The organism is Streptomyces sp. NPDC048270 (assembly GCF_040652335.1).
In the GTDB taxonomy this organism is placed as follows: Bacteria; Actinomycetota; Actinomycetes; order Streptomycetales; family Streptomycetaceae; genus Streptomyces.
Genome location: NZ_JBEZLV010000008.1, coordinates 115,169 through 138,674 on the forward strand (window position 1 = coordinate 115,169; position 23,506 = coordinate 138,674).

The following is a 23,506-nucleotide window of genomic DNA, read 5'->3' on the forward strand; positions in this document are numbered from 1 at the left end:
ACAGCCCGGCTCACCCGGCCGGGCGACACGGACGGCGCACTGATGTGCAGGCCCGGCAGGATCCGAAGGAGGCGGCCTAGGTGCCGTCGTAGCCCGCGGTCGGCATGGACAGCCGGCGGTGCACCTCGGCCTTCATCGCCGAGCTGTACGCGGGCTCCTGGTGTCCGGCGGTCTCCAGGCGCACCCCGCGCCGCTCGCACTCGGCGCTGAACTCCTCGACGGAGCCCAGCGCGCGGGCCAGCACCCGGTGGTTGGCGGCGACGAAGAGGTCGACCCGCCCGGCGTCGACGTCGGACCACAGCCCGCAGTGGTCGGCGCGCAGCCCGTAGACGAGCAGTTCCCGTGTGACGACGTACCCGCGGTCGGCGGCCCAGCGCGCGCACACGGCGTGCTGGGTGCGGGTGTCCACGGCGAAGGGGTCGGCGTCGAGTTCCTCGAGCGGGGCCAGGCTGGCGATCGCGGCCACGCGCAGCTCTTCCATGCCGCCCGACCCTACTCCGATCCACCGCCGGGGAGGAGGGGGCGGCGGCCTCCGGGTTCCGGGCGGATCCGCGGGGCAGCCTCTAGGGTCGTGGGAGCCGTGCGGAGCCCGTGCGGCGCTGTGAGGGAGGGAGGCCGGTGCCGGTGGAGATCACCTGGTGGGGCCATGCCACGTGCACGGTCGAGGACTCCGGGGTGCGGCTGCTGACGGATCCGCTGTTCGCCCGGCGGCTGGCCCATCTGCGGCGGCGGCGCGGGGCGGTGCCCCCGCCCGAGGCCGCGCGGGCGGACGTGGTGCTGGTCTCGCACCTGCACGCCGACCACCTGCACCTGCCCTCGCTGGCCCTGCTGGCACCCGGCACCCGGCTGCTGGTGCCGCGCGGTGCGCGCCGGGCCGTGCCGGGGCTGGCCCGGACGGCCGGGGCGGCCGGGCTGGCGGTGACGGAGGTGGCGCCGGGCGAGGAGGTGCCCGTGGGAAGCGGCGTACGGGTACGGGTGGTCAGCGCCCTGCACGACGGCCGGCGGCTGCCGTTCGGGCCGCAGCGCGCGCCCGCTCTCGGGTACGTGGTCGAGGGCGCGGCCCGGACCTACTTCGCCGGGGACACCGGCCTGTTCGCGACGATGGCCGAGGAGGTCGGGCCGGTGGACGTGGCCCTGCTGCCGGTGGGCGGCTGGGGTCCGTACCTGGGTCCGGGGCACCTGGACGCGGGACGGGCGGCGGCGGCGCTGGCCGAACTGGCGCCGGCGGCGGCCGTGCCGGTGCACTACGGGACGTACTGGCCGATCGGGATGGACGCGGTGCGCCCGCACGAGTTCCACGCGCCGGGCGAGGAGTTCGCGTTCCGCGCGGCGCGCCTCGCGCCGAAGGTGACGGTACGGGTCCCCGCGCACGGCGAGCGGGTGCGGCTTCCGTGACCTGGCACGCGATCGCGGCGGCGGCCGGCCAGATTCCACCGGAGACCACCCGGCAGGCGGTGGGATACCCGGCGCTGTTCGTGCTGGTGGCGCTCGGTGCGCTGGTGCCGGTGATCCCGACGGGGGCGCTGGTGAGTACGGCGGCGGTGGTGGCGTTCCATCAGGAGTCGCTGCCCTTCGCGGTGTTGCTGGTGTTCGCGGTGTCGGCGCTGGCCGCGTTCACCGGGGACATCGCGCTGTACTGGCTCGGGCGGCGCGGGGTGCGCTCGCGCAATGGCTCGCGCTGGCTCGAGGCGCTGCGCGGCCGGGCCACGCCGGAGCGGCTGGAGCAGGCGCAGGCGAAGCTGGACGAGCACGGGGTGCTGGTCCTGGTGGTCTCCCGGCTGGTTCCGGCGGGCCGGATCCCGGTGATGCTGGCCTGCCTGCTGGCGGAGCTGCCCCTGCGCCGCTTCGCGCGCGGTGACGGTCCGGCCTGTCTCGCGTGGGCGGCGACGTACGGCCTGATCGGCATCCTGGGCGGCTCCCTCTTCTCGGAGCCGTGGAAGGGCGTCGCCCTGGCGGTGGGCGTGACCTTGCTGATCAGCGCGGGCCCGGCGGTGTGGCGGCGGATCCGCCCGGGCCGGGGCTAGGCCGGTCCGAGGGTGCGGGAGGCGCCGATCGGGAGGTCCCAGAGGTCCTCGCGGGGCAGGGACGCCCGTGCCCAGGCTGCCCTGACGCGGTGCAGGGGCTCCATGACCGGTTCGGCGGAGAGGACGAAGGCGGCCCAGTGCATGGGGGCCATCCGCCGGGCGCCGAGGTCGAGGAAGGCCCGTACGGCCTCCTCGGGGTCGGCGTGGACGTCGCCGAGCCACCAGCGCGGGGCGTAGGCGCCGATGGGCAGCAGAGCGAGGTCGATGCCGGGGTGGCGGCGGCCGATCTCCCCGAACCAGTGGCCGTAGCCGGTGTCGCCGGCGAAGTAGAGCGTGCGCGGGGCGGGGCTGCGGGTGTCGGTGAGGATCCAGCCGCCCCACAAGGACCGGCAGGTGTCGAGCAGCGAGCGCTTGGACCAGTGGTGGGCCGGTACGAACTCGAAGCGCACGCCGTCCAGTTCGGCAGACTCCCACCAGTCCAGCTCCGTGACCCGGGTGAAGCCGCGGCGGCGGAACCAGCGGGCCAGGCCGGCCGGGACGAAGACGGCGGTGTGCCGCGGCAGCCGCTTGAGGGTGGGCGCGTCGAGGTGGTCGTAGTGGTTGTGGCTGATGACCACCGCGTCCACCGGGGGCAGGTCCTCCCAGCGCACTCCGACGGGCGTCATCCGGGATGGGGTGCCGAGGATCCGCCGGGACCAGACGGGGTCGGTCAGCACGGTCAGCCCGCCGGTGCGCAGCACCCAGCTGGCGTGCCCGGCCCAGGTGGCGCACACCGAGCCGGGGCCCGCCGGGGGCAGCGGGGCCGGCTCGTAGGGCAGGTCGGGGATCCCGCGCAGCCCGGCCGGCCCGGGCCGGAAGCCGCCCTCCCGCGCGAGCCGTGCGAAGCCCCGGACACCGGGGAGCGGGGTGGTGAGCCGGTCCGCGAAGGAACGGGGCCACCGCCGGTGCTCCCCGATCGGCCGCGGGGCCGACGCCCCCGCCGACCGGTCGACAGCCCCGCTCCGCCCGGCGGCGCCGGCCGACCCCGGGTCGGACACCGGCGGCGCGGAGGCGGGGGCGGGCCCGGCAGCGGCCTCGGGTACGGAGGCGGAATCAGCGGCAGCAGCGGTGGTCTCGGTGGGCGGGGTGGGCGGGGGGTGGGGCATCGGGCGGGCTCCGTTCACCGGGGCGGGCATCAGGTCAGGCCGGCCAGGACCGAGCCGAGGAGGTCCAGGGAGCGCCGTACGTGGGGCAGCTCCAGCGGGTCGCGGGCGGTGAGGGCGGCCAGCCGCTCCTCCGGGGTGGCGCCCAGCAGCGGCCCGGTCGACAGCCGTACGCGCAGGGCCACCGGTTCGTCCGCGAACCGCTGCCCGCCCGGGGTGGGCGCGCCCAGCCGCGCGCCGAGCCAGTCCTCCAGTTCCATGGCGTCGCCGACCCCGTGCCGGGCCAGGCCCTCCCGCAGCGGGGTCAGGTCCGCGTAGAGGTGCCGGCCGGCCTCCGGGGGCCGGGCCAGCGCCCCCACGGCGAGGAGTTCGCGGTGTGCGGCGGCGGCGACGGCCCCGTGCAGCGCGGCGGCCGCGTAGGCCCGTCCGGTGACGGCGTCGGGCTCGTCGAGGGCGTACGCGGCGGCCCCGGCGACCGGGCCCGCGACCAGCGCGCCGGTGGCGGTCAGGACGTCGAGGGTGCGGGCGCGCAGCCAGGTACCGCGCGGGGTGTCGGGGAAGCGGACCACGGCGGCGGGCCAGCCGGCGGGCAGCAGCGCCCCGGAGAGGTCGAGGAGGACGGCCGCCCGGTCGGGGAGCATCTCGGCGGGGCTCAGGACCAGGGTGTCGTGCGGACGGTGGACGGTGTCGCGCCAGCTCTCGTCGCTGACCACGAAGAGTCCGGCGGACTCGGCGGCCTCGCAGGCCTCGCGCAGTATCTCGGGGGGCGGCACGGTCGCGGTCGGGTCGTCGGCGACCGACAGGAGCAGCACCCGCGGGTCGCCGCCCTCGGCGCGGACCCTGCGTACGGTCTCCAGCAGGGCGTACGGGTCCGGGATGCCGCCGCATTCGGCGGGCGTCGGCACGTGGTAGGCCCGCCGTCCCAGCAGCCGGACCTGCGGGGTCCACCAGGCGGGACAGGGCCGGGGCAGCATCACGTCGCCCCCGTACGCCCCGAGCAGCGCGAGCAGCAGCGCGGGGGCTCCGGGGCCGGCGGCCACGTCCTGCGGGGCGGTGATCAGCCCGCGGCGCCCCCAGTGGCGGCAGGCGGCCTCCCGCACGGACTCCCCGCCGCCGGGGGGTTCGGGGGCCGAGCGCCCCGCGGCCGCGGCCAGCACGCCGAGGAGTCCGGGCAGCACGGGCAGGCCGGGCTCGGGCGCGGGCGGGCCGTACCGGACCGGGCCGCGGCCCTCCGCCGTGGTGCGCTGCATCCCCTCCACCGTCGCCCGCCTCCCGCGCTCGTCCCGCTCCGCTCCTCCAACCCTGCCTTTATACGATTAATTGAGGCGTTACGCCCGGTTTCACCCTCGGGGCCGACCGGGGCTCAGCCCCGCCTCCCCAGCAGTCCCAGCAGCCTCGTCTGCGCGTTCGCCCCGGCCGGCACCTCGAGCGGAGCGGCGTACATCCCGCTCGCCGCGAGCCCGTCGGCGTACGGCATGACCTCCTTGATGGAGAACTCGACGAGGCCGTCCGGCAGCCGGTCGTCCGCGCCGACGGCCCTCGACAGGTCCCAGGTGTGCACGACGCAGTCGGCGGTCAGCTCCGAGCAGTACGCCGAGCCCAGCGCGGGCCCGTAGGAGAGCCTGACGGTCCGGTCGAGCGCCCCGGGGGCGGCGAAGGCGGCGTGCGCGGCGGCCGAGGCGCGCTCCCAGGCGGCCGCCGGGTCCTCGCCCAGCACGTCGCCGGAGAACGCGTCGCCCATCTCCCCGACCGTGCGGCCCTCGGAGACCAGCGGCGGGACCCACAGCTGCTCCCCGGCCACGTGGTTGACGAGGTCCCGCACGCTCCAGTCCGTGCACGGCGTCGGCGCGTCCCACTGGTCGTCCGCGACGGCGCGCAGGCGCTCGCCGAAGAGCCTCAGGGCCTGCGCGTGCCGCTCCAGCAGCGATTCCGGCATGGCTCCCACCGTCCTTGTGCGACCGGTCCCCGGGCCCCACTCTCCTCGCCCCGGCGAGGCCCTGCCAGCCGGACCGCGCGGACGGCCCGGGTGCGGGGGCGGCGGGCCGGCGGGGGCGCCGTCGGCCGGGCCAGGGGCCCATCGGATCATTTCGGCATGTCACTCGCTTCCCGTCGCAACGTCCTGGCCGTCCTCGCTTCCGCGGCCGCGGCCGTCCCACTCGGCTCCATGACCGCCGCGGCCTCGCCCAGAGCCGCCGCGCCGACCGCCGCGCCGACCGCGCTCGCCGGCGCGTCCCTGCCGCCGTCCCTCACCTCTCCGCGGTCCTCGGTCACCATGCCGCCGCTGGATCCCTCCTACTTCGCCCAGGTGTCCCTCGGCCCGCTGGCCGCGAAGGTGCTGCCGGGCACGCCGGAGCGGACGGAGATCACCTCCGGGGGCACCCGGGTGGCCGTGCTGACCAAGGGGGCGCGCACCGTCGTCGTGACGGGCCCCGAGCGGACCTTCACGGAGAACAAGCAGCCCTTCGCCGACGACTTCCAGCGCACCCTGCCCGACCCGGCACTGCCGGCCGCGGACCGGAAGTACTGGGGCACCTCCCCCGGCGGCGGCAGCTGGTCCACGCTCGGGCCGGCCGACACCGACTACTCGGTGGTTCCGGGCAGCGCCGTCATCGCGCTCACCACCGACTACGCCAGCCGCCACGCCACCCTGCGGGACGACGAGATCACCGACGTCGACGTCCGTGCGGTGGCCAGGTTCGACAAGGTGCCCACCGGCCAGGCCTGTTCGTACGCCCTGTCCTTCGGCTACCAGGACACGCACAACAACTACCGGGCCCGGCTGTCCTTCCTGACCTCCGGAGCGGTCGAACTGCGCGTGGAGAAGGAGGTCGCCGACACCGTCACGCAGCTGGCCGCGGCCGCCACCCTGGCCACCGGCGTCGCGGCGGGCACGAACTGGACGATCCGCGTGCGCCGCGAAGGCGCCCGCATCCAGGTCAAGGCCTGGCGCACCGACTCCGCCGAGCCCGCCGCGTGGGCCGTGGACACCACCGACGCGACCTTCGCCAAGGGGCGCGTGGGCCTGCGCGCGCTGGCCAACCAGGGCTGCGCGAACCTCCCGGTCAAGCTGGTGGTCAGCCGCTTCCAGGTGGACGCCGCGACCTGGCAGCAGCCTCCGGCCGTCACCCACACCGGCTGGGTACGGGTCCTGCCCGAGCCCTTCGACGGGACCTGGACCCCGGAGCTGGAGCAGACCGTGCGCGGCTGGGCCGCCTCCACCGGCCCGGACGTCCTCGCGTACGCGGCCATGTACCTCGCCGGGGCCCCGGCCGTGACCGCCGGAGCGGGCCCGGCCGCGGGCAAGCGGGTCCTGGGCGAGGCCGGATACGGCTACCTGGACCCGCAGGGCTTGCGCTACGAGGGCGCCGACTTCCACGAGTACATGAACCTCGGCTGGACCTTCCCCGACGGCACCCACACCGGGCCCTCGAGCAAGCAGGTCGGCAACCTGGACTGCTCGGGCTACACGCGGATGGTCTACGGCTACCACATGGGCGTCCCCCTGGCCGCCGGCGAGGACGCCTCCAAGACCCGCATCCCCCGCAAGTCCCGCCACATGGTGGACTACGCCCCCGGTGCGCGGATCGACCAGACGAACGGTACGGCCCCGCCCGCCGCGCAGCAGCTCCAGCCCGGCGACCTGCTCCTGTTCAACGCCGACTCCGGTGACGACACGGTCACCGCCACCGTCGACCACGTGGGCATCTACCTCGGCACGGACACCGCCGGCAAGCGCCGCTTCCTCTCCAGCCGCAAGACCGGCAACGGACCGACCATGTCCGACCTGGGCGGCGCCTCGCTCCTCGACGGCACCGGCACGTACGCGCAGAAGCTGCACACCGTGCACCGCGTCTGACGGCGGGGCGGCGCCCGTCAGCCCGACGGGCGCATGCGGAAGTCGTAACGGTCCGGGAGGGGGCGGCCGGTGAGCACCGACCAGATTTCGCCGAGGGTTTCCTCCCCCTCCCGCAGGTCCGCGACCTCGAAGCCGTCCTCGAACACCCGCCGGGCGGCCGCCACATGGCCCTCCGCCGCCAGCAGGCGGGCGGCGAGGAGCCGGAAGCGGCCCCGCTCGCGCAGGGCGGGCCGCAGCCGGTCCCAGACCCGGCGCGCCTCGGGCAGGCGGCCGACGGCCAGCAGGGCCGCCATCGCCTCCTGCCCGAGCGCGGACTCCGCGGCCGTCCACGGCTCGCCGCCACGGCTCTCGGCGGCCAGGTCGTCGAAGGCGGCCGCGTACCCGTCGGCCGCCCTCGCCAGGTCCCCGGCCAGCGCGTCCGCCAGCGCCAGGCAGCGCAGCAGCGGCCACCGCGAGGGCGCCAGGGCCAGGCCGCGCTCCCAGCTGCGCACCGCCTGCGCCACGTCTCCGGCGTGCCACTGGGCCACGCCCAGGTGGTACTCGGTCAGCGGCTGCGCCGGGGCCGTCTCCAGCATGTCCCGCCAGTGGGCGGCGACCAGGCTCGGCCCCGGCGGCGCCGCCCGGCCCGGGGGCGGGAAGACGCCCGTGCGCCACAGCCGGAGCCACGGCTCCTGGTCCTCGCCGAGCGTGGACTCCGCGAAGGGGGTGCCGGGCAGCTTGAAGCCGCCGCACAGCACCTCCAGCGCCCCCCAGCCGGAGCCCGCGGCCAGCCGCTCCCCCGGTTCGGTGTCGGCGACGGCGCGCCAGGCCTCGTAGGCCGCGTCCACCCGCTCGCGGGGCAGTACGGCGTCCAGCGCGTCCTGCGCCGCGCCGCGGGCCGCCGCCCAGTCGGAGCCGTGCACGGCCCGGGCCGGGGCGGCCAGCGGACCGTACGCCTCCAGCCAGCTGAACTCCGCCCCGGCTTCGAGCCGTACGTGCTCCAGCTGGGTGCGGGCCAGCCCGGCCTGGATCTCCGCGTATCCGCCGGTGCCCGGCTCGGTCAGCCACTCCTGCCAGCGCCGGCCGCCGCCGCCGGCGCCCCAGACGAACAGCTTGCGCCCGCGCAGCCGCGCGGTGGAGGTCTGCACCAGCCCGTGCCCGTCGGCGCCGAGGGAGGCGATCCAGGGGCGGGCCCCGTCCGGGACCTCGTAGAAGAAGTCGGCCGGGTACGCGCTGCGCAGCGGGTAGGTGCGGTCGGCTCCCTCCCACTGCGGTACGGGGATCCGGCGCAGCGAGCGCTCGTAGCCGAAGTGCCAGGCCTCGTCGGCGGGGGCCAGCACGCGGGTGCCCGCGTCCTCCGGGACCGCGATGTTGGACCACCAGTAGACGGGCGCGGGCCGCTCGTGCGGATTGCGCACGCGGACGCCGACGTAGAGGAACTCCGAGTCCCCGGGCAGCCACAGGTCCACCTGGAAGGGCAGGTCGCGCAGCCGCTCCCACTCCCACAGCCGGACCATCACCCCGCCGTCCGGGGCGGGGACGAGCGCGGCGTGCAGCGGGGCGCAGGAGAGGGTGGTGTGGCCGGTGGCGCCGGTGTTCCACTCGATGCCGCCGGAGAACCAGGCGCCGTTGAGGGCGAAGTTGGCGGGCTGGAACACCGGGTTGCGGTAGAGCAGTTCGCGGCCGGTGGGCAGGTGCACCAGGGAGTGGACGCGCCCGCCGAGCTCCGGGAGCACGGTGACCCGCAGGTGCTCGTTCTCGATGACGACCGACGCGAACTCCCGCTCCGAGCGCTCGCGTCCGTAGCCGTCCCGGATCCGGACCGGCAGCAGCGAGCGCAGCGGCTCGTACCCGATCTGCCGCGCCATGTCGCGCGGCAGGCCGTCGCGCGACCGCTCGTCCAGCTCGTGGACCCCGTCGGGTGCGCGCAGGGCGGGCAGCGGGTTCTCGGGCCCCAACGGGGCTGCGGGCAGGGTCAGTACGGCGCGTCTGACGGTGGTGGCCATGAGGAAATGGAACACGCAGCGGGGGACTCTGCACAGGGGTTCCGCGGATCACCGCCGGTCAGGATTGGGCAAAGGCCCCGGGGCCGCGGCTAGCGGAAGGCGCCCGCGACGAGGTCGGCGAGCAGGGCGCCCGCCCGGCCGTCCGGGTCCAGGTCCGGGTCGTAGATCGTGACGTTGATCCCGACGCAGCGTGGCGAGCTCACCAACACGCCCAGGAGTTCGGCGAGTTCGTCGGGAAGCAGGCCGCCGGGGTCCGGGCTGTCCACGGCCGGCATCACGCTCGGGTCCAGGACGTCGGCGTCCAGGTGCACCCAGAACCCGGCGGCCTCGGGCGGGTGCAGCCCGTTCAGCGCCGCCCGGGCCGCCGGTCCGGCGCCGCGCTCGCGGATCTCCCCGACGGTGGCCACGCGGATCCCGGCCGCGCGCAGCTCCGCGAGGTCGTCGTCGCCGTCGCGGATCCCGAAGAGCCGTACGTCCTCGTCCCGCAGGTACGGGGAGCGGCCCTCCAGGTCGGCGAGGGCGGCTTGCCCGCGGCCCGTCGCGAGGGCGAGCTCCTCCCCGCCGGCGGCGCCGACCGGCCCGTTCACGTCCTCGTTGCCGGGGTGGCGGAAGTCGGCGGAGCCGTCGATGGCGGCCAGCCCGTACCGGCCGAGCCTGCGCATGGCCAGCGAGGCGCCCAGCTGGATCGAGCAGTCGCCGCCGAGGACGACGGGGAACTCCCCGGCCCGCAGGTGCCGTTCGATCCGGTCGGCGAGGGTGAGCGTGTACGCGGCGAGGGCTTCGGCGTGGAACACGCCGTCGCCCTCCTGCCAGTCCCCGCGGTCGTAGCGCGGCGGGACCACCACCCCGCCCTCGCGGGCGCCGAGCCGGGCCAGCAGGCCCTGTTCCCGCAGTGCTCCGGCCAGCTTGTAGACGCCCGGCACGGTGCCGGGCGCGGGCGGGCGCAGGCCCAGATTGGACGGGGCGTCGAGGAGCACGAGGGATCGCATGGCCCCATCCTGGCCGACGGAGCCGTCAGGGGAGCGGCATTTCGGCGGTGACGGCCCAGCGCTCGTGGTCGCGCCAGGCTCCGTCGACGTGGAGGAAGTCCGGGGAGAGCCCCTCCCGTCGGAAGCCGGCGCCGCGGACGAGTGCGATCGAGGCGGTGTTGCCCGGCTGGATGTTGGCCTCCAGGCGGTGCAGGCCGAGTCCGCCCGCGCCGGCCGGGGCGAAGGCGTGCGCGAGGACCAGGCGCAGCGCCTCGTGGAACAGTCCCCGCCCGGCGGCGTGCGCGAAGGCCCCGTAGCCGAGGGCTCCGCACTGGAAGGCGCCCCGCACGATGTTGTTGACGTTGACGAAGCCCGCCAGGGCGCCGGTCCCGAGTTCGCAGACGAGGAACCCGGCGCGGCCGTCGCCCTCGGCCAGCCGGGTCGCGTAGGGCTCGTACTCCTCGATGGTCGCGGGCGGGAACAGCCAGGGGCGGTGGAGCTCCCGGCTCTCGTGCGCGCGCGTGGTGAACTCGGGCCCGTCGGCGAGCCGGAAGGGCCGCAGGCCCACGCGGGCACCCTGCCGCAGGTACGTGGAAAAGGTCATCCGCCCAGGTTAGGAGGTGTGGCAGGATCATCGGCGTGATCATCACCCCTGACGTGGACGAACTCCTGCGCGCGGCGGCACGCGACAACGCCGAGTGGTGCGACGCGGTCGCGCGCGGCCACGGGCCGGCCGGGGCGTTCGCCCCGGACGCGTGGACCACCGCGCGCCGGACCCCGCCGCTCTACCCGGACGCCGTGACCCTCGCCCCGGGCGCCTCGGCGCCGGCGCTGCTGGCCGGGATCGACACCGAGGGCCCCGGCTGCTCGGTCAAGGACAGCTTCGCCGACCTGGACCTGGCCGGCGAGGGCTTCGAGGTGCTGTTCGAGGCCCAATGGATCCACCGCCCGGCCGCGGCGCCCGCCCCGGCCGCCGGCTCCCGCCTGGAGTGGTCCGCGGTCACCGGCCCCGGCGAACTGGAGCGGTGGGAGGCCGCCTGGGACGGCGGGGAGGGCACGGGCCTGTTCCATCCGGCCCTGCCGGACCGCGACCTCGTCTTCCTCGCGGGCCGCGCCGGGGGCCGGATCGTGGCCGGGGGCGTCGCGCACCGGGGCAGTGGCGCGGTCGTCGGCCTGTCCAACCTGTTCGCGCACGACGAGGCCGACACCGACGCCGCCTGGGCGGGCGCGCTCACCGCGATCGCCGCCCGCTGGCCGGGTCTGCCGGTGGTCGGCTACGAGTCGGGGGACGACCTCGGGGCCGCCGTACGCGCCGGGTTCACCCCGATCGGCCCGCTCCGCGTCTGGCTGCACACGGCCTGAGCCGTGCCGGCACGCGCCCCTAGAGTTCCAGCCTCAGCTCCAGCCGCGGAACGTCGGTGCGTTCGATCCCGAACACCTGGGCGTACAGGGACAGTTCGGCCTCCAGGGCCCGGACCATGGTGTCCGCGCGCCGGAAGCCGTGCCCCTCGCCCGCGAAGGCCAGGTAGGCGTGCGGCACCGGGCGCCCCCGCAGGGCGGCGAGCAGGCGCTCGGCCTGGGCGGGCGGGCAGACCGGGTCCTCCAGCCCCTGGAGCAGGACGAACGGCGCGGTGATCCGGTCGGCGCGGGCCACCGGCGAGCGCTCGCGGCAGCGGACGGCGAGGGTCTGCGGCGGTCCGGCCAGGCCCTCCACGTAGCGGGACTCCAGGTCGTGGGTCTCCTCGGCGAAGCGCAGCAGGTCCAGGACCGGGTAGATGACCGCCGCGCAGGCGTACAGGTCGGTGGCGGCCAGCGAGGCCGCGGCGGTCCAGCCGCCCGCGCTGGCGCCGCGGATGGCGAGCCGGGCCGGGTCGGCGGTCCCCTCGGCGGCCAGCGCCCGGGCCACCGCCGCGCAGTCCTCGACGTCCACGACGCCCCACTGTTCGCGCAGCCGCTCCCGGTAGGCGCGGCCGTAGCCGGTGGAGCCCCCGTAGTTCACCTCGACCACGCCGATGCCGCGGGAGGTGAAGTAGGCGATGTGCAGGTCGAGTACGGGCGGTACGTGGTCGGTGGGGCCCCCGTGCGCCCACACCACGTACGGGGGCAGTTCGTCGGCGGCGGCCCGGCAGGCCGGGTGGTGCGGCGGGTAGACGTGCGCGTGGATCTCCCGGTTGTCGGGGCCGAGGAAGGTCCGGCTCTGCGGCTCCGGGTAGTGGGCGGGGTCCACCGGGTCCACCCCCTGCGCGCCGACCACCCGGGCGTGCCCGGTGGCGGTGTCCAGCTCGACCACCTCGTACGCGCTGCGCGGGCTGGCGGCGACCCCGTACACGCGGGTGCCGCTCACGGCGAGGGTCGGCTGCCAGGCCGTCCACGGGCCGGCGGCGTCCACGAGGTCCCCGCTCTCCGGGTCGAGGATGCCGAGCACGGAGGAGCCCTGGCCGTGCAGGACGGCGACCAGCCCTTCGGGCAGCGGGGCGAGCCAGCGCAGCCCGGGCTTCCAGAGCGGGCCGCCGAACTCCTCTTCCCTGGGGCACAGGTTGACCGCGTCGCCCGTCTCCGGGTCCACCCGGTACGGGTTCCACCAGCCGCTGCGGTCGCTCACCGCGAGGAGGGCTCCGCCGGCCGTCCAGTCGGCCTGGGCGACGGCCTCGGCAGGGCCGCCCAGTACGGTGCGGGCCCGCTCGAGCCGGCCGTCCCCGGTGACCTCGGCCACGCGCAGTTCGGTGCCGTCCCAGGGCATCCGCGGGTGGTCCCACACCAGCCAGGCCGCGTGCCGCCCGTCCGGGGAGAGCCGGGGGCCGGTGGTGAACCGGTACCGGTCGTCGGTCAGTTCGCGTACGGCGGCCCGGTCCCCGGCCGCCGACCCGTCCAGCGGTACGGCGGCCGCCACCCGGCGCACGTCCGTCGGCGCGGGTCCGGTGAACTCCTCCAGCACGCACCAGACCTCAGAGCCGCGCAGCACCGGGTCGGCCCAGCGCAGTCCGCCGCCGACGGCGGAGACGGGGGTGAGGGGCCGCGGCCGCGCGGCGTCGCCGGGGGCGTCCGGCTCGTACGCGTACAGCCGCTGGTCGGCGAAGTGGACGAAGACCAGCAGCGGGCCGCCTTCGGCCCGTTCGGCTCCGGCCCAGGGCAGGCCGCCGTACTCGGTGACCCGGCTGCGCACGTCCCAGGGTGCGGGCAGGGCGGTGACGCCCTCGCCCGCCGGGCCGGCGACGGCGGGGCGGCGCACCAGGGCGCGGCGGCCGCCCTCCCGCGGACGGGGCTCGGTCCACCACACCTCGGCGCCGACCGTGCCCACGTACTCGGGGCGCCCGTCGTGGGAGGCGGCCAGTTCGGCGGCGATGGGTGAGGGCCAGCTGCCGTAGGGCCGGGTCGCCGCCGTCATCACCGGGTCTCCCTCACAGCGTCCGCAGCGCGTGGTCGAGGACGCGGACGCCGAAGTGCAGTGCGTCGACGGGGACCCGCTCGTCCACGCCGTGGAACAGGGACCAGTAGTCGAAGCCGGGCGGCAGCTTCAGGGGGGAGAACCCGTAACCGGTGATGCCCAGGCGGGAGAACTGCTTGGCGTCGGTGCCGCCCGCCATGCAGAACGGCACCACGTGCCCTTCCGGGTCGAACCGCTCGACGGACTCGCGCAGGATCCCGTAGGTCCGCCCGTCCACTGGGGCTTGGAGCGCGACCTCGCGGTGGTGGAACTCCCACCGCACGTCGGGGCCGGTGAGCGCGTCCAGGGTGGCGATGAACTCGGCCTCGCCGCCCGGCAGCATCCGGCCGTCGACGTAGGCGGTGGCCTGGCCGGGGATCACGTTGAGCTTGTAACCGGCGCTGAACATGGTCGGGTTGGCACTGTTGCGCACGGTCGCGTCGACCAGGGCGGCGGCCGGTCCGAGGCTGCCGAGGACCCCGTCGAGGTCGAAGCCGGGGGCCCGCGGGTCCACCGACAGGCCCTGGAGGGCGGCGAGTTCGGTGATGCACGCGACGACGGTGTCGGTGAGGCGGACGGGCCACTCGTACGCGCCGATCCGGGCGACGGCGGCGGCGAGCCGGGTCACGGCGTTGGCCTTGTTGGGCTTGGAGCCATGTCCGGCGGTGCCGTGCGCGGTCAGCTTCAGCCACGCGGTGCCGCGCTCGCCGGCGGCGATCGGGTAGAGGGCCCGGCCGTTGCCGGGGTGCACGGTGAAGGCCCCGGATTCGCCGATGCCCTCGGTGCAGCCCTCGAAGAGGTGCGGGTGCCGGTCGGCGAGGAACCCGGCACCGTCGACCGCGCTGTCCTCCTCGTCGGCGGTGAAGGCGATCACGATGTCCCGGCGCGGCTGCACGCCGGCCCGCGCCCAGGCCCGTACGACGGCCAGCACCATCGCGTCCGTGTTCTTCATGTCGACGGCGCCGCGGCCCCAGACCACCCCGTCGCGGACCTCCCCCGAGAAGGGGTCGACGCTCCACTCGGCGGGCTCGGCCGGTACCACGTCGAGGTGGCCGTGGACGAGGAGCGCCTCGGCGGACGGGTCCGAGCCGGCGATCCGGGCCACCACGTTGGTGCGGCCCGGGGTGCGCTCCAGCAGGGCCGGCTCCAGCCCGGCGGCGGCGAGCCGCTCGGCGGCGTACTCGGCGGCGGGGCGCTCGCGGCAGTCCCCGCCGCCGCGGTTGGCGGTGTCGATCCTGATGAGGCCGCAGGTGAACTCGACCGCCTCGTCGAGGGCGGTCTGGTCCACGGCGTCGGCCGGGGCGCGGTCCTGCGCCTGGGCCGGGACCTCGGCGGTGACTACGGGCATGTCAGCCATACTGCTCCTCCACGGCCGCGGAGACGACCGTCGTGACCGCCTTGAACGTGCGGATCCCCTCGTACATGGTCTCGCTGCTGTACGCGATCCTGCGCTCGCCGCTGCGTTCGACGCCCGGCACCACCGTGGCCGCCAGGGCCAGGTGCTCGGCGTCGAACTCCACTTCCACGGTGTGGGGGCCGCCGCCGGGCACGGGTTCGCGGCGGACCGCGAGTGCGGTGGCCTCCTTGGCCGCCGCTCGGATGTCGGCGGCGGTGCGGGCCGGGGTCCGGCACACGGCGGCGTAGCGCGAGACGTGGTCCTTCACGGCGACGGTCACCGCGTCCGGGGCGTATCCGGCGGCGTCGGCGCAGGTCAGGTCATCGCCGGTGACCAGGATGACGGGCACCCCGTACTCGGCGACGACGTGCGCGTTGAGCAGCCCCTCGCTGGCCCGGGTGCCGTTGAGCCAGACACCGGTGATGGAGTTGGCGAGGTAGGTGTGGGCGAGGACGCCTTCGGCGCCGGCTCCCGTGTGGTAGCCGACGAAGGCGACCCCGTCGACGTCCCCGTGCTGGACGCCCTCGACCATGGAGAGCGACTTGTGCCGGCCGGTGAGCATCTCGGCGCGGGCGTCCAGCTTCTCCAGGAGCAGGTTGCGCATGGTCCAGTGGGCCTCGTTGATGAGGACCTGGTCGGCGCCGCCGTCGTAGAAGCCGAGCACGGCCGCGTTCACGTCCGAGGTGAACAGGCCCCGGCAGCGCTCCCACTGGGAGGCTCCGGGCAGCACGTCCTCGGGCCAGGTGACGCCGGTGGCGCCCTCCATGTCGGCGGAGATGAGGATCTTCATCGGGCCCCCGGTCGGTTGCGGAGACCCAGCCTAGCTCTCGGACCCCGTCCGGCCCGGGCGGCCACGCCCGGGTCGCGGCGGCTCACCGGGGCCGGGAAGTCCACCCGATCCGGTGAGCCGCCCCGCGGCGCGGCGCGCCCGGGGTCAGGCCTCGACTTCGGCGGCCAGGTTGGCCAGCACGGTGTCGTAGATGCGGCCGAGGCCCTTGGGGGCGAAGGTGCGCTCGAAGAAGCCGCCGATGCCGCCGGCGCCGTCCCACACGGTGGTGACCACGGCCTTGGACCTGCCCTCGCCGGCGGGGGTGACCACCCAGGTGGTCACCATGGAGGAGTTGCGGTCCTTCTCGACCAGCTGACCGTCGTTGGGCTCGCTGACCTCCAGCAGGCAGTCGCGCACGCGCTTGCTGGTGGCCTGGAGCTTCCAGTGCACCAGGGTCCCCTCGCCGTCGCCGCCCTCGCGCACCTCGTACTCACTGAAGTGTTCGGGCAGCAGCTTCCCGCGGGTCCCGGTGTAGTCCGCCAGCGCGTCGAACACGGTCTCCGCGTCGGCCGCGATGATCCGCTCCGTGGTGGCCTCGACCTGCGCCATAGCTGTTCCTCCAGCAGTTGTGATCGCTCGTCACGCCGAAGCCAACCACCTCGGGGGCGGTCGCCCAAATCCGCCGCTGGGAAGGGCCTCGCCGCCCGCTCGAGGCCGCCTCCCGCACGATCATGGGAACGTTTGTTCTATTCTCGGTGCGACACCGAGGAGGCGCCATGCGCTGGGAGAATCTGACCGGGGGCTCTGGCGGCCCCGCCGCGCTCTTCGGGGCCGACGCGGTCGTGACGCGCACCATCGACACCCCCGAGTTCCGCGGGATCACCTTCCACGAGGTCCGGGCCCGCTCGATCGTCAACCGGGTGCCGGGGGCCTCGCGCATGCCGTTCGAATGGACGGTCAACCCCTACCGCGGGTGCAGCCACGCCTGCGTCTACTGCTTCGCCCGCAAGACCCACGGCTATCTGGACCTCGACACCGGCCTCGGCTTCGACTCACAGATCGTCGTCAAGACCAACGCCCCCGAGCTGGTACGCCGCGAGCTCGGCGCGCGCCGCTGGACCGGCGCGCACATCGCCATGGGCACCAACGTCGACTGCTACCAGCGCGCCGAGGGCCGCTACCGGCTGATGCCCGGGATCATCGAGGCGCTGCGGGACCGCGCGAACCCCTTCTCGATCCTCACCAAGGGCACGCTGATCCTGCGCGACCTGCCGCTGCTGCGGGAGGCGGCCGAGGTCACCGAGGTCGGCATCTCCGTCTCCGTCGGCTTCACGGACGCCGCCCTGTGGCGGACCGTCGAGCCCGGCACGCCCTCCCCCGCCGCCCGGTTGAACGCCGTACGGACGCTGACCGACGCCGGGATCGAGTGCGGGGTCCTGATGGCCCCGGTCATCCCCTTCCTCGGCGACGCGCCGGAGCAGCTGCGGGACACCGTCCGCGCCATCGCCGCCTCCGGGGCCACCTCGGTGACACCCCTGGTACTCCATCTGCGGCCCGGGGCGCGCGAGTGGTTCACGGCATGGCTGGGCGAGCACCACCCGCACCTGGTGGAGCGCTACGAGCGGATGTACGCGGGCGGCTCGTACGCGCCCACCTGGTACCAGCGGCAGATCACCCGCCAAGTCCACGAGCTGGCGGCGGAATTCGGCATCGGCCCGAACGGGCGCGGGCCGGCCCGCCGGACCGCCCTGCCCGAGCGGCCGGTGCCCGCCGGGCCCGCCCAGCTCACCCTCCTCTGAGGCCCCGGCGCGGCCCCGCACCCACGAAAGGTCATCACATCGGGCCAATAGGCATCCCAATCCCGCTTTCCGGGCGCGGTTTCCGGGACGATTCCGCCCAGAACCCTCGGCTGGGAGGCCCCATGCTGCACCCCTTGAAGAAGCGCGCCGCTGTCCTGCTGTCGATCTCCACCGCGGCCGCCGTCGCCTCCGTCCTGGCGAGCCCGGTCTCGGCCACTTCGGCGGCCCCGGCCGCCGCGGCGCCGAAGCAGGCCGCGAAGCAGGCTGCGCTGCGCTGGAGCGGCTGCGCGACCCCCCGCTACCCGACGCTCCAGTGCGCCTCCCTCAAGGTCCCCCTCGACCACGCCCGGCCCGCCGGCCGCCAGATCTCCCTCGCCCTCACCCGGGTCCCGCACACCGCCGCGACCTCGGCCGGCCCGCTGCTGGTCAACCCCGGCGGCCCGGGCGGCAGCGGGCGCGCGCTGGCCGGCTTCGTCGCCTCCGCCCTGCCCAAGGACGTGGCCGGCCGGTACGACGTGATCGGTTTCGACCCGCGGGGCGTCGGCAGGAGCGAGCCGGCCCTGGACTGCGGGGCGGGCCACTTCAGCCCGGTGCGGCCCGACTCCGTACCGCGCGACGCGGCGACCGAGCGGGCCAACCTGGAGCGGGTGCGGTCCTTCGCCGAGTCCTGCCGGACCCGGCACGCGGACGTGCTCCCGCACATCGACACCGTCTCCGCCGCCCGCGACATCGAGGTGCTGCGCACCGCCCTCGGCGCGGAGCGGATCAGCTACTTCGGCTACTCCTACGGGACCTACCTGGGCGCGGTGTACGCCAAGCTCCACCCGCGGCGGGTGGACCGGCTCGTCCTGGACTCCGTGGTCGACCCGGGCGGGGTCTGGTACGAGGACAACCTCGCGCAGGACCGGGCCTTCGACGCCCGCCACAAGGCCTTCCTCGCCTGGGTGGCGGAGCACGACGCCGCCTACGGGCTCGGCACCGGCGCGGCCGGGGTCGAGGAGCGCTGGTACGCGATGCGCGAGGAGCTGCGCCGGACGGCCGCGGGCGGCAAGGTGGGCCCCTCCGAGCTGGAGGACACCTACATGCCGGGCGGCTACTTCAACGGCTACTGGCCCAGCCTCGCCGAGGCCTTCTCGGCGTACTCCGTGAAGAGGGACCCGAAACCGCTGGTGGCGGCGTACGAGCGGTTCGGCGCGGTGGAGCCCTCCGCGGGCAACGGCTACAGCGTCTACACCGCCGTGCAGTGCCGGGACTCGGCCTGGCCGAAGGACTGGAACCAGTGGCGCGCCGACATGTGGCGCACGCACGCCGCGGCGCCGTTCATGACCTGGAACAACGCCTGGTACAACGCCCCGTGCGCGTTCTGGCCGACGGAGCCGCTGCAGGCCCCGGACGTGACCAACGCGGACCTGCCGCCCGCCCTCCTGCTCCAGGCGACGGAGGACGCGGCGACCCCGTTCCAGGGGGCGCTCAGCATGCGGGACAAGCTGAAGGGCTCGGCCCTGGTGGTCGAGGAGGGCGGCGGGAACCACGGCATCTCGCTCAGCGGCAACAAGTGCCTGGACGAGAAGGTCGCGGCCTATCTGAAGACGGGCCGGGCGGCGGACGCCACGTGCCCCGCCCAGGCGGCCCCGAAGCCGACCACGGCGACCCGCGCGGTCCCGCCCTCGGCGGGCGGCGCGGCCCTGCACGGGCTGCTCGGCTTCCGGGGCTGACGCTCAGCCGGCCGGCAGCACCGCGAAGGCCTCCACCTCCAGGAGCAGTTCCGGCCGGAACAGGGCGGCGACCTGGACGGCCGAGGACGCGGGCAGCCGGTCGGCGGGGATGACGGCGTCGCGCGCCTCCCGCACCGCCGGCAGGTGCGCCACGTCCGTCACGAAGTACGTCAGCTTCACGACGTCGTCGAAGGTCGCCCCGGCCGCCGCCAGGCAGCGCCGCAGGTTCTCGAAGACCTGGCGGGCCTGGGCGGCGGGGTCGCCCTCGCCGACGACCGCGCCCTGCTCGTCGAGGGCGCACTGCCCGGAGACGGCGACGAACCGCCCGGTGCCGATGACGACGTGGGCGTAGCCGGCGGCGGGGGCGACCCCCTCGGGCGCGGGTATGCGGGCGAGGTGGCCGGTCTCGTGATCAGTCATGGGCCGATCCTGTCAGCTCCGGGCTCCGGGCTCCGGTCGGCTCGGGTCGGGTCGGCTCGGGTCGGGTCGGCTCGGGTCGGGTCGGCTCCGGTCAGGTCGGCTCCGGTCGGCTCCGGTCAGCCGAGCGCCCGCAGCGCCGCCGTGGCCGCCACCGCGAGGCGGGGGTGGGCCTGGGCCCGGGTCAGCAGCTCGCGCGATCGCGGGTCGCCGAGGGCGCCGAGGCCCTCCACACAGGCCAGCGCCACCCGCCAGTAGGGGTCGTGCGGTGACAGCAGCCGGGACAGGGTCGTCATCAGGGCCGGGGCCGACTCGGGGGCGCGCAGGGCGGTGAGCAGCCGGACGGGCTGCAGGGCGTAGGCCGTGCGCAGGCCGTTGGTGGCGAGGGCGGCCGCGGCGCGGGCGGTGCGCGGGTCGCCGAGCACCGCCAGTGCCTCGGCGGCGGCCGCGCAGCGCGGCGGGTCGCGGTGGTTGAGCAGCAGCACCAGGGACTCGAAGGAGCGGGGGTCCCCCGCCAGCCCCAGCCGGTACGCGGCCATTTCGCGGGCCCACAGGGGCAGCCCGGCCGAGGTCAGGGCGGCCGCCAGCTCGTCGGGGCCGGCGGTGAGCAGCGCCTCGTAGCGCGGGCGGTCCGGAGAACCGGTGGCTTCCGCCCGCAGGCGTTCCAGCACGTCGTTCACGCGGCCACCCTAGGCGGCCGCGGCCGCCCCCGAGGCCCGTTCTCGCCGATTGATGATCGATGATCGATGATCGGTACATTTGGGCGGTACAGGTCACATCTCCGCGCTCTGGCGCAGCAGTTACCGGCGAGTTACTGTCGCTTCAACACGTACGAGGGCGGCCTGGTGACGCAGCCGCCCCGTGCCGGTCGGTTCAGCACGACATCACGGCGTGGCCCCGGGACAGGGCGCCGCCGCTTCCGCCCTCCGGGCCCCCGCTCCTGCCGGGTTCCCGCCGTCGGGCTCCACCACACGGCATTTCACGCCCTCCTCCCCGCGGCCCGTCGCGCACGGGGACACGGCATCCGCGCGCGCTGTGCGGCGCGCGCCCTCTCAGTCGTCACCCTCTTCCACTGGAGTCCCTCGATGGACCGTCAGTCCAGTCACCCCACCCTCCAGACCATCGCCGTCGTCGGACTCGGCACGATGGGCACCGGCATCGCCGAGGTCCTCGCCCGGGCCGGCCGGGAGGTCATCGGCATCGACGTCAGCGAGACCGCCGCCCGGCGGGCCGCGGCCGCGCTCTCGGCGGCCACCGCGCGCTCCGTCACCCGGGAGCGCCTCACCGAGCAGGAGCGGGCGGACGTGCTCGCCCGCTTCCGCACCTTCACCGAACTGGGCGCCGCCGCCGAGGCCGATCTCGTCATCGAGGTCGTGCCGGAGTCGTACGAGCTCAAGCAGCAGGTGTTCCGCGAGCTCGACGCGATCGTGCGGCCCGACACGATCCTCGCCACCGGCACCAACGCCCTGTCGGTGACCCGGCTCGCCGCCGAGTCGCAGCGCCCCGAGCGGGTGCTGGGCCTGCACTTCTTCAACCCGGCCCCGGCGATGAAGCTGGTCGAGGTCGTCTCCAGCGTGCTGACGGCCCCGCCGGCCGTCGAGGCGGTCACCGGCCTGGCCCGCGAGCTGGGCAAGGAGCCGGTACCGGTCGGCGACCGCCCCGGGTTCGTCGCCGACGGCCTGCTCTTCGGCTACCTCAACCAGGCCGCCGCCATGTACGAGGCGAAGTACGCCTCCCGCGAGGACATCGACGCGGCGATGCGGCTCGGCTGCGGCCTGCCCATGGGTCCGCTGGCGCTGCTCGACCTGATCGGCGTGGACACCGCGCGCACCGTCCTGGAGGCCATGTACGCCTCCTCCGGCGACCGGCTGCACGCCCCCGCCCCGATCCTGGGCCAGCTCGCGGAGGCCGGGCTGACCGGGCAGAAGGCCGGGCGCGGCTTCTACACGTACGAGGGTCCGGGCAGCTCCGCGGTGGTCCGCGACCAGCAAACCCCGCCGCAGGAGTACCGGCTCGGCGCGGGCCGTCCCGTCGCCTCGGTCGGCGTGGCCGGCTCGGGCACCATGGCGAGCGGGATCGCGCAGGTCTTCGCGCAGTCCGGGTTCGACGTGGTGCTGGCCGCCCGCAGCCAGGAGAAGGCGGCGGCCGCGAAGGCCGCGATCGGCAAGTCCTTGGGCCGTGCGGTGTCCAAGGGCCGGCTGACCGAGGAGGCCGCCGCGCAGACCCTGGGCCGGATCACCCCGGCCGGTTCGCTGGACGCCTTCGCCGAGGTGGACCTGGCCGTGGAGGCCGTGGCCGAGGACCTCGCCGTCAAGCAGGAGCTGTTCGCGGCCCTGGACAAGGTCTGCAAGCCGGGCGCCGTGCTGGCGACGACCACCTCCTCGCTGCCGGTGATCGCGGTGGCCCGCGTGACCTCGCGCCCGCAGGACGTGATCGGCATGCACTTCTTCAACCCGGCCCCGGCGATGAAGCTGGTCGAGGTGGTCCGCACGGTCCTGACGGCCGACGACGTGCACGCCACGGTCCGCGAGATCTGCGTCAAGGTGCGCAAGCACCCGGTGGACTGCGGGGACCGGGCCGGCTTCATCGTGAACGCCCTGCTGTTCCCGTACCTCAACAACGCGATCAAGATGGTCGAGCAGCACTACGCGACCCTCGACCAGATCGACGCGGCGATGAAGCTGGGCGGCGGGTACCCGATGGGGCCCTTCGAGCTCCTCGACGTGGTCGGCCTCGACGTCTCGCTCGCCATCGAGAAGGTCCTCCACAAGGAGTTCCGCGACCCGGGCCTGGCCCCGTCCCCGTTGCTGGAGCACCTGGTGGCGGCGGGCTGCCTGGGCCGGAAGACCGGCCGCGGATTCCGTGAGTACGCCCGCCGGTAACCCCCGGCCGGGCCACGAGCCGGATGCGTGGGGAGGGCTCCTCGGGCCCGCCGGACCCTCACGGTGGGCGAACCCTCCCGACGAGCACTGTGTGCCCAGTGCCGGCCCTCCCCCGCATCCACCCCCCTCCCACCCCCCTCGGGCGCGCCCCGGCGCGCGGATGAAGTACGTTCGCTCTATGTCCCAGCCCGCCAAGACCTCGTCCCGCGCCGCCGCGGCCTCCGACACGCCGGAGAGCACCGCCGGCACCAAGGCGGCCGCCCAGCGGCTCAAGATGCGCCGCGAGCTCGCCGCGGCCGCCATGGAGCTCTTCGCGACCAAGGGGTACGAGGCGACGACGGTCGACGAGATCGCGGCGACCGCCGGGGTGGCGCGCCGGACCTTCTTCCGGCACTTCCGGTCCAAGGAAGAGGCGATCTTCCCGGACCACGACGACACCCTGACCCGCGCCGAGGCCGTCCTCGACGTGGCCCCGGCCCACGAGCACCCGCTCGACACGGTCTGCCGCGGGATCAAGGAAGTCATGAAGATGTACGCCGCCTCGCCCGCGGTGTCGGTGGAGCGCTACCGGCTGACCCGCGAGGTGCCGGCGCTGCGGGAGCGGGAGATCGCCTCCGTGGCCCGCTACGAGCGGCTGTTCACCCGCTACCTGCTCGCCCACTTCGACGAGCAGGACCACCACGACGGCAACGACGACCCGCTGCTGGCCGAGGTGGCCGCCTCCGCGGTGGTGACCGCCCACAACCACGTGCTGCGGCGCTGGCTGCGGGCGGGCGGCCAGGGGGACGTGGAGGCGCAGCTGGACCACGCCTTCTCGATCGTGCGCAAGACCTTCGGCTCGGGGATCGGCGCCGGCCGCACCCTGACCAGCACGGCGCCGGCCGCGCCGGCCGCCGTCCGCACCCAGGGCGAGGTACTGGTCGCGGTGGCCCGGACCGACGCCCCGCTGGACGAGGTCATGCGAACCATCGAAGAGGCGCTGCGCACCACGTAGCCCCACCAGCAGCACGCGCGATCCTCGTCACACAGGGCCGCCCCCGTTCCGGGGGCGGCCTTGTTCGTATGTCCGGCTTGCCCCTACTCGCGGGTAACTCTGATCGATCATCGCTCATCCGTGCAGGTCAATCGG

At 75.3% G+C, this 23,506-nt stretch carries 21 protein-coding genes; 8 read left to right on the forward strand and 13 right to left on the reverse strand.

Annotation, left to right across the window (positions count from 1 at the left end; genetic code table 11):
- Positions 1 to 76: 76 nt before the first annotated feature.
- Positions 77 to 481, reverse strand: a complete 405-nt coding sequence (locus AB0D66_RS10255) for a hypothetical protein (protein ID WP_362299590.1) — start codon at positions 479 to 481, stop codon at positions 77 to 79.
- Positions 482 to 618: 137 nt separating this feature from the next.
- Between AB0D66_RS10255 and AB0D66_RS10260 the strand changes: the two genes are divergently transcribed.
- Together AB0D66_RS10260 and AB0D66_RS10265 are read left to right on the forward strand one after the other, a co-directional pair.
- Complete coding sequence (locus AB0D66_RS10260; protein ID WP_362299592.1) at positions 619 to 1,395, forward strand: MBL fold metallo-hydrolase; 777 nt, start codon at positions 619 to 621, stop codon at positions 1,393 to 1,395.
- Positions 1,392 to 2,024, forward strand: a complete 633-nt coding sequence (locus tag AB0D66_RS10265) for a VTT domain-containing protein (protein WP_362299595.1) — start codon at positions 1,392 to 1,394, stop codon at positions 2,022 to 2,024. The genes AB0D66_RS10260 and AB0D66_RS10265 overlap by 4 nt, the downstream gene beginning before the upstream one ends.
- Here AB0D66_RS10265 and AB0D66_RS10270 read toward each other — a convergent pair.
- From AB0D66_RS10270 to AB0D66_RS10280, 3 genes are all read right to left on the reverse strand, one after another.
- Complete coding sequence (locus tag AB0D66_RS10270; RefSeq protein WP_362299597.1) at positions 2,021 to 3,169, reverse strand: MBL fold metallo-hydrolase; 1,149 nt, start codon at positions 3,167 to 3,169, stop codon at positions 2,021 to 2,023. The genes AB0D66_RS10265 and AB0D66_RS10270 overlap by 4 nt on opposite strands.
- A gap of 29 nt (positions 3,170 to 3,198) precedes the next feature.
- Positions 3,199 to 4,416, reverse strand: coding sequence for an aminotransferase class I/II-fold pyridoxal phosphate-dependent enzyme (locus AB0D66_RS10275; RefSeq protein WP_362299600.1), 1,218 nt, complete (start codon positions 4,414 to 4,416; stop codon positions 3,199 to 3,201).
- Positions 4,417 to 4,529: 113 nt separating this feature from the next.
- A complete protein-coding gene (locus AB0D66_RS10280; RefSeq protein WP_362299603.1) occupies positions 4,530 to 5,102 on the reverse strand; it encodes a TIGR03086 family metal-binding protein in 573 nt (190 codons plus the stop codon).
- 156 nt (positions 5,103 to 5,258) lie between these two features.
- Between AB0D66_RS10280 and AB0D66_RS10285 the strand changes: the two genes are divergently transcribed.
- Complete coding sequence (locus AB0D66_RS10285; RefSeq protein WP_362299606.1) at positions 5,259 to 7,022, forward strand: NlpC/P60 family protein; 1,764 nt, start codon at positions 5,259 to 5,261, stop codon at positions 7,020 to 7,022.
- A gap of 17 nt (positions 7,023 to 7,039) precedes the next feature.
- Here AB0D66_RS10285 and AB0D66_RS10290 read toward each other — a convergent pair whose 3' ends face one another.
- The 3 genes from AB0D66_RS10290 to AB0D66_RS10300 all read right to left on the reverse strand — a co-directional run bounded on the left by AB0D66_RS10290 (position 7,040) and on the right by AB0D66_RS10300 (position 10,579).
- The gene (locus tag AB0D66_RS10290) at positions 7,040 to 9,007 is read right to left on the reverse strand and encodes a DUF5107 domain-containing protein (protein ID WP_362299609.1); all 1,968 of its coding nucleotides are present in this window, start codon (positions 9,005 to 9,007) and stop codon (positions 7,040 to 7,042) included.
- A gap of 89 nt (positions 9,008 to 9,096) precedes the next feature.
- Complete coding sequence (locus AB0D66_RS10295) at positions 9,097 to 9,996, reverse strand: arginase family protein (RefSeq protein ID WP_362299612.1); 900 nt, start codon at positions 9,994 to 9,996, stop codon at positions 9,097 to 9,099.
- A 25-nt stretch (positions 9,997 to 10,021) separates the two neighbouring features.
- Positions 10,022 to 10,579 carry a GNAT family protein gene (locus tag AB0D66_RS10300; protein ID WP_362299615.1) on the reverse strand — a complete coding sequence of 186 codons (558 nt, stop codon included), beginning with the start codon at positions 10,577 to 10,579 and terminating at the stop codon, positions 10,022 to 10,024.
- A gap of 35 nt (positions 10,580 to 10,614) precedes the next feature.
- Between AB0D66_RS10300 and AB0D66_RS10305 the strand changes: the two genes are divergently transcribed.
- A complete protein-coding gene (locus AB0D66_RS10305; RefSeq protein ID WP_362299617.1) occupies positions 10,615 to 11,337 on the forward strand; it encodes a hypothetical protein in 723 nt (240 codons plus the stop codon).
- 19 nt (positions 11,338 to 11,356) lie between these two features.
- Here the strand turns inward: AB0D66_RS10305 and AB0D66_RS10310 are convergent, their stop codons facing one another.
- From AB0D66_RS10310 to AB0D66_RS10325, 4 genes are all read right to left on the reverse strand, one after another.
- Positions 11,357 to 13,360 (reverse strand): prolyl oligopeptidase family serine peptidase, encoded by a 2,004-nt coding sequence (locus AB0D66_RS10310; RefSeq protein WP_362299620.1) that lies wholly within the window; start codon positions 13,358 to 13,360, stop codon positions 11,357 to 11,359.
- A 13-nt stretch (positions 13,361 to 13,373) separates the two neighbouring features.
- Complete coding sequence (locus AB0D66_RS10315; RefSeq protein WP_362299623.1) at positions 13,374 to 14,747, reverse strand: M20/M25/M40 family metallo-hydrolase; 1,374 nt, start codon at positions 14,745 to 14,747, stop codon at positions 13,374 to 13,376.
- Between the two features lies 1 nt (position 14,748).
- Entirely contained in the window at positions 14,749 to 15,585 is an 837-nt protein-coding gene (locus AB0D66_RS10320) for a M55 family metallopeptidase (RefSeq protein ID WP_362299626.1), read from the reverse strand.
- A gap of 144 nt (positions 15,586 to 15,729) precedes the next feature.
- Complete coding sequence (locus tag AB0D66_RS10325) at positions 15,730 to 16,173, reverse strand: SRPBCC family protein (RefSeq protein ID WP_362299629.1); 444 nt, start codon at positions 16,171 to 16,173, stop codon at positions 15,730 to 15,732.
- 167 nt (positions 16,174 to 16,340) lie between these two features.
- Here AB0D66_RS10325 and AB0D66_RS10330 point away from each other — a divergent pair, with 167 nt between their 5' ends.
- A complete protein-coding gene (locus tag AB0D66_RS10330) occupies positions 16,341 to 17,363 on the forward strand; it encodes an Rv2578c family radical SAM protein (protein WP_362299632.1) in 1,023 nt (340 codons plus the stop codon).
- 122 nt (positions 17,364 to 17,485) lie between these two features.
- A complete protein-coding gene (locus AB0D66_RS10335) occupies positions 17,486 to 19,078 on the forward strand; it encodes an alpha/beta hydrolase (RefSeq protein ID WP_362299635.1) in 1,593 nt (530 codons plus the stop codon).
- A gap of 3 nt (positions 19,079 to 19,081) precedes the next feature.
- Here the strand turns inward: AB0D66_RS10335 and AB0D66_RS10340 are convergent, their stop codons facing one another.
- Positions 19,082 to 19,498, reverse strand: coding sequence for a RidA family protein (locus AB0D66_RS10340; RefSeq protein WP_362299639.1), 417 nt, complete (start codon positions 19,496 to 19,498; stop codon positions 19,082 to 19,084).
- Positions 19,499 to 19,614: 116 nt separating this feature from the next.
- The gene (locus tag AB0D66_RS10345) at positions 19,615 to 20,175 is read right to left on the reverse strand and encodes an adenylosuccinate lyase (protein WP_362299641.1); all 561 of its coding nucleotides are present in this window, start codon (positions 20,173 to 20,175) and stop codon (positions 19,615 to 19,617) included.
- 405 nt (positions 20,176 to 20,580) lie between these two features.
- Between AB0D66_RS10345 and AB0D66_RS10350 the strand changes: the two genes are divergently transcribed.
- On the forward strand, positions 20,581 to 22,377 hold the full coding sequence (locus tag AB0D66_RS10350; protein WP_362299644.1) for a 3-hydroxybutyryl-CoA dehydrogenase: 1,797 nt from the start codon (positions 20,581 to 20,583) through the stop codon (positions 22,375 to 22,377).
- 178 nt (positions 22,378 to 22,555) lie between these two features.
- Complete coding sequence (locus AB0D66_RS10355) at positions 22,556 to 23,371, forward strand: TetR family transcriptional regulator (protein WP_362299646.1); 816 nt, start codon at positions 22,556 to 22,558, stop codon at positions 23,369 to 23,371.
- The last annotated feature ends 135 nt before the right edge of the window (positions 23,372 to 23,506 follow it).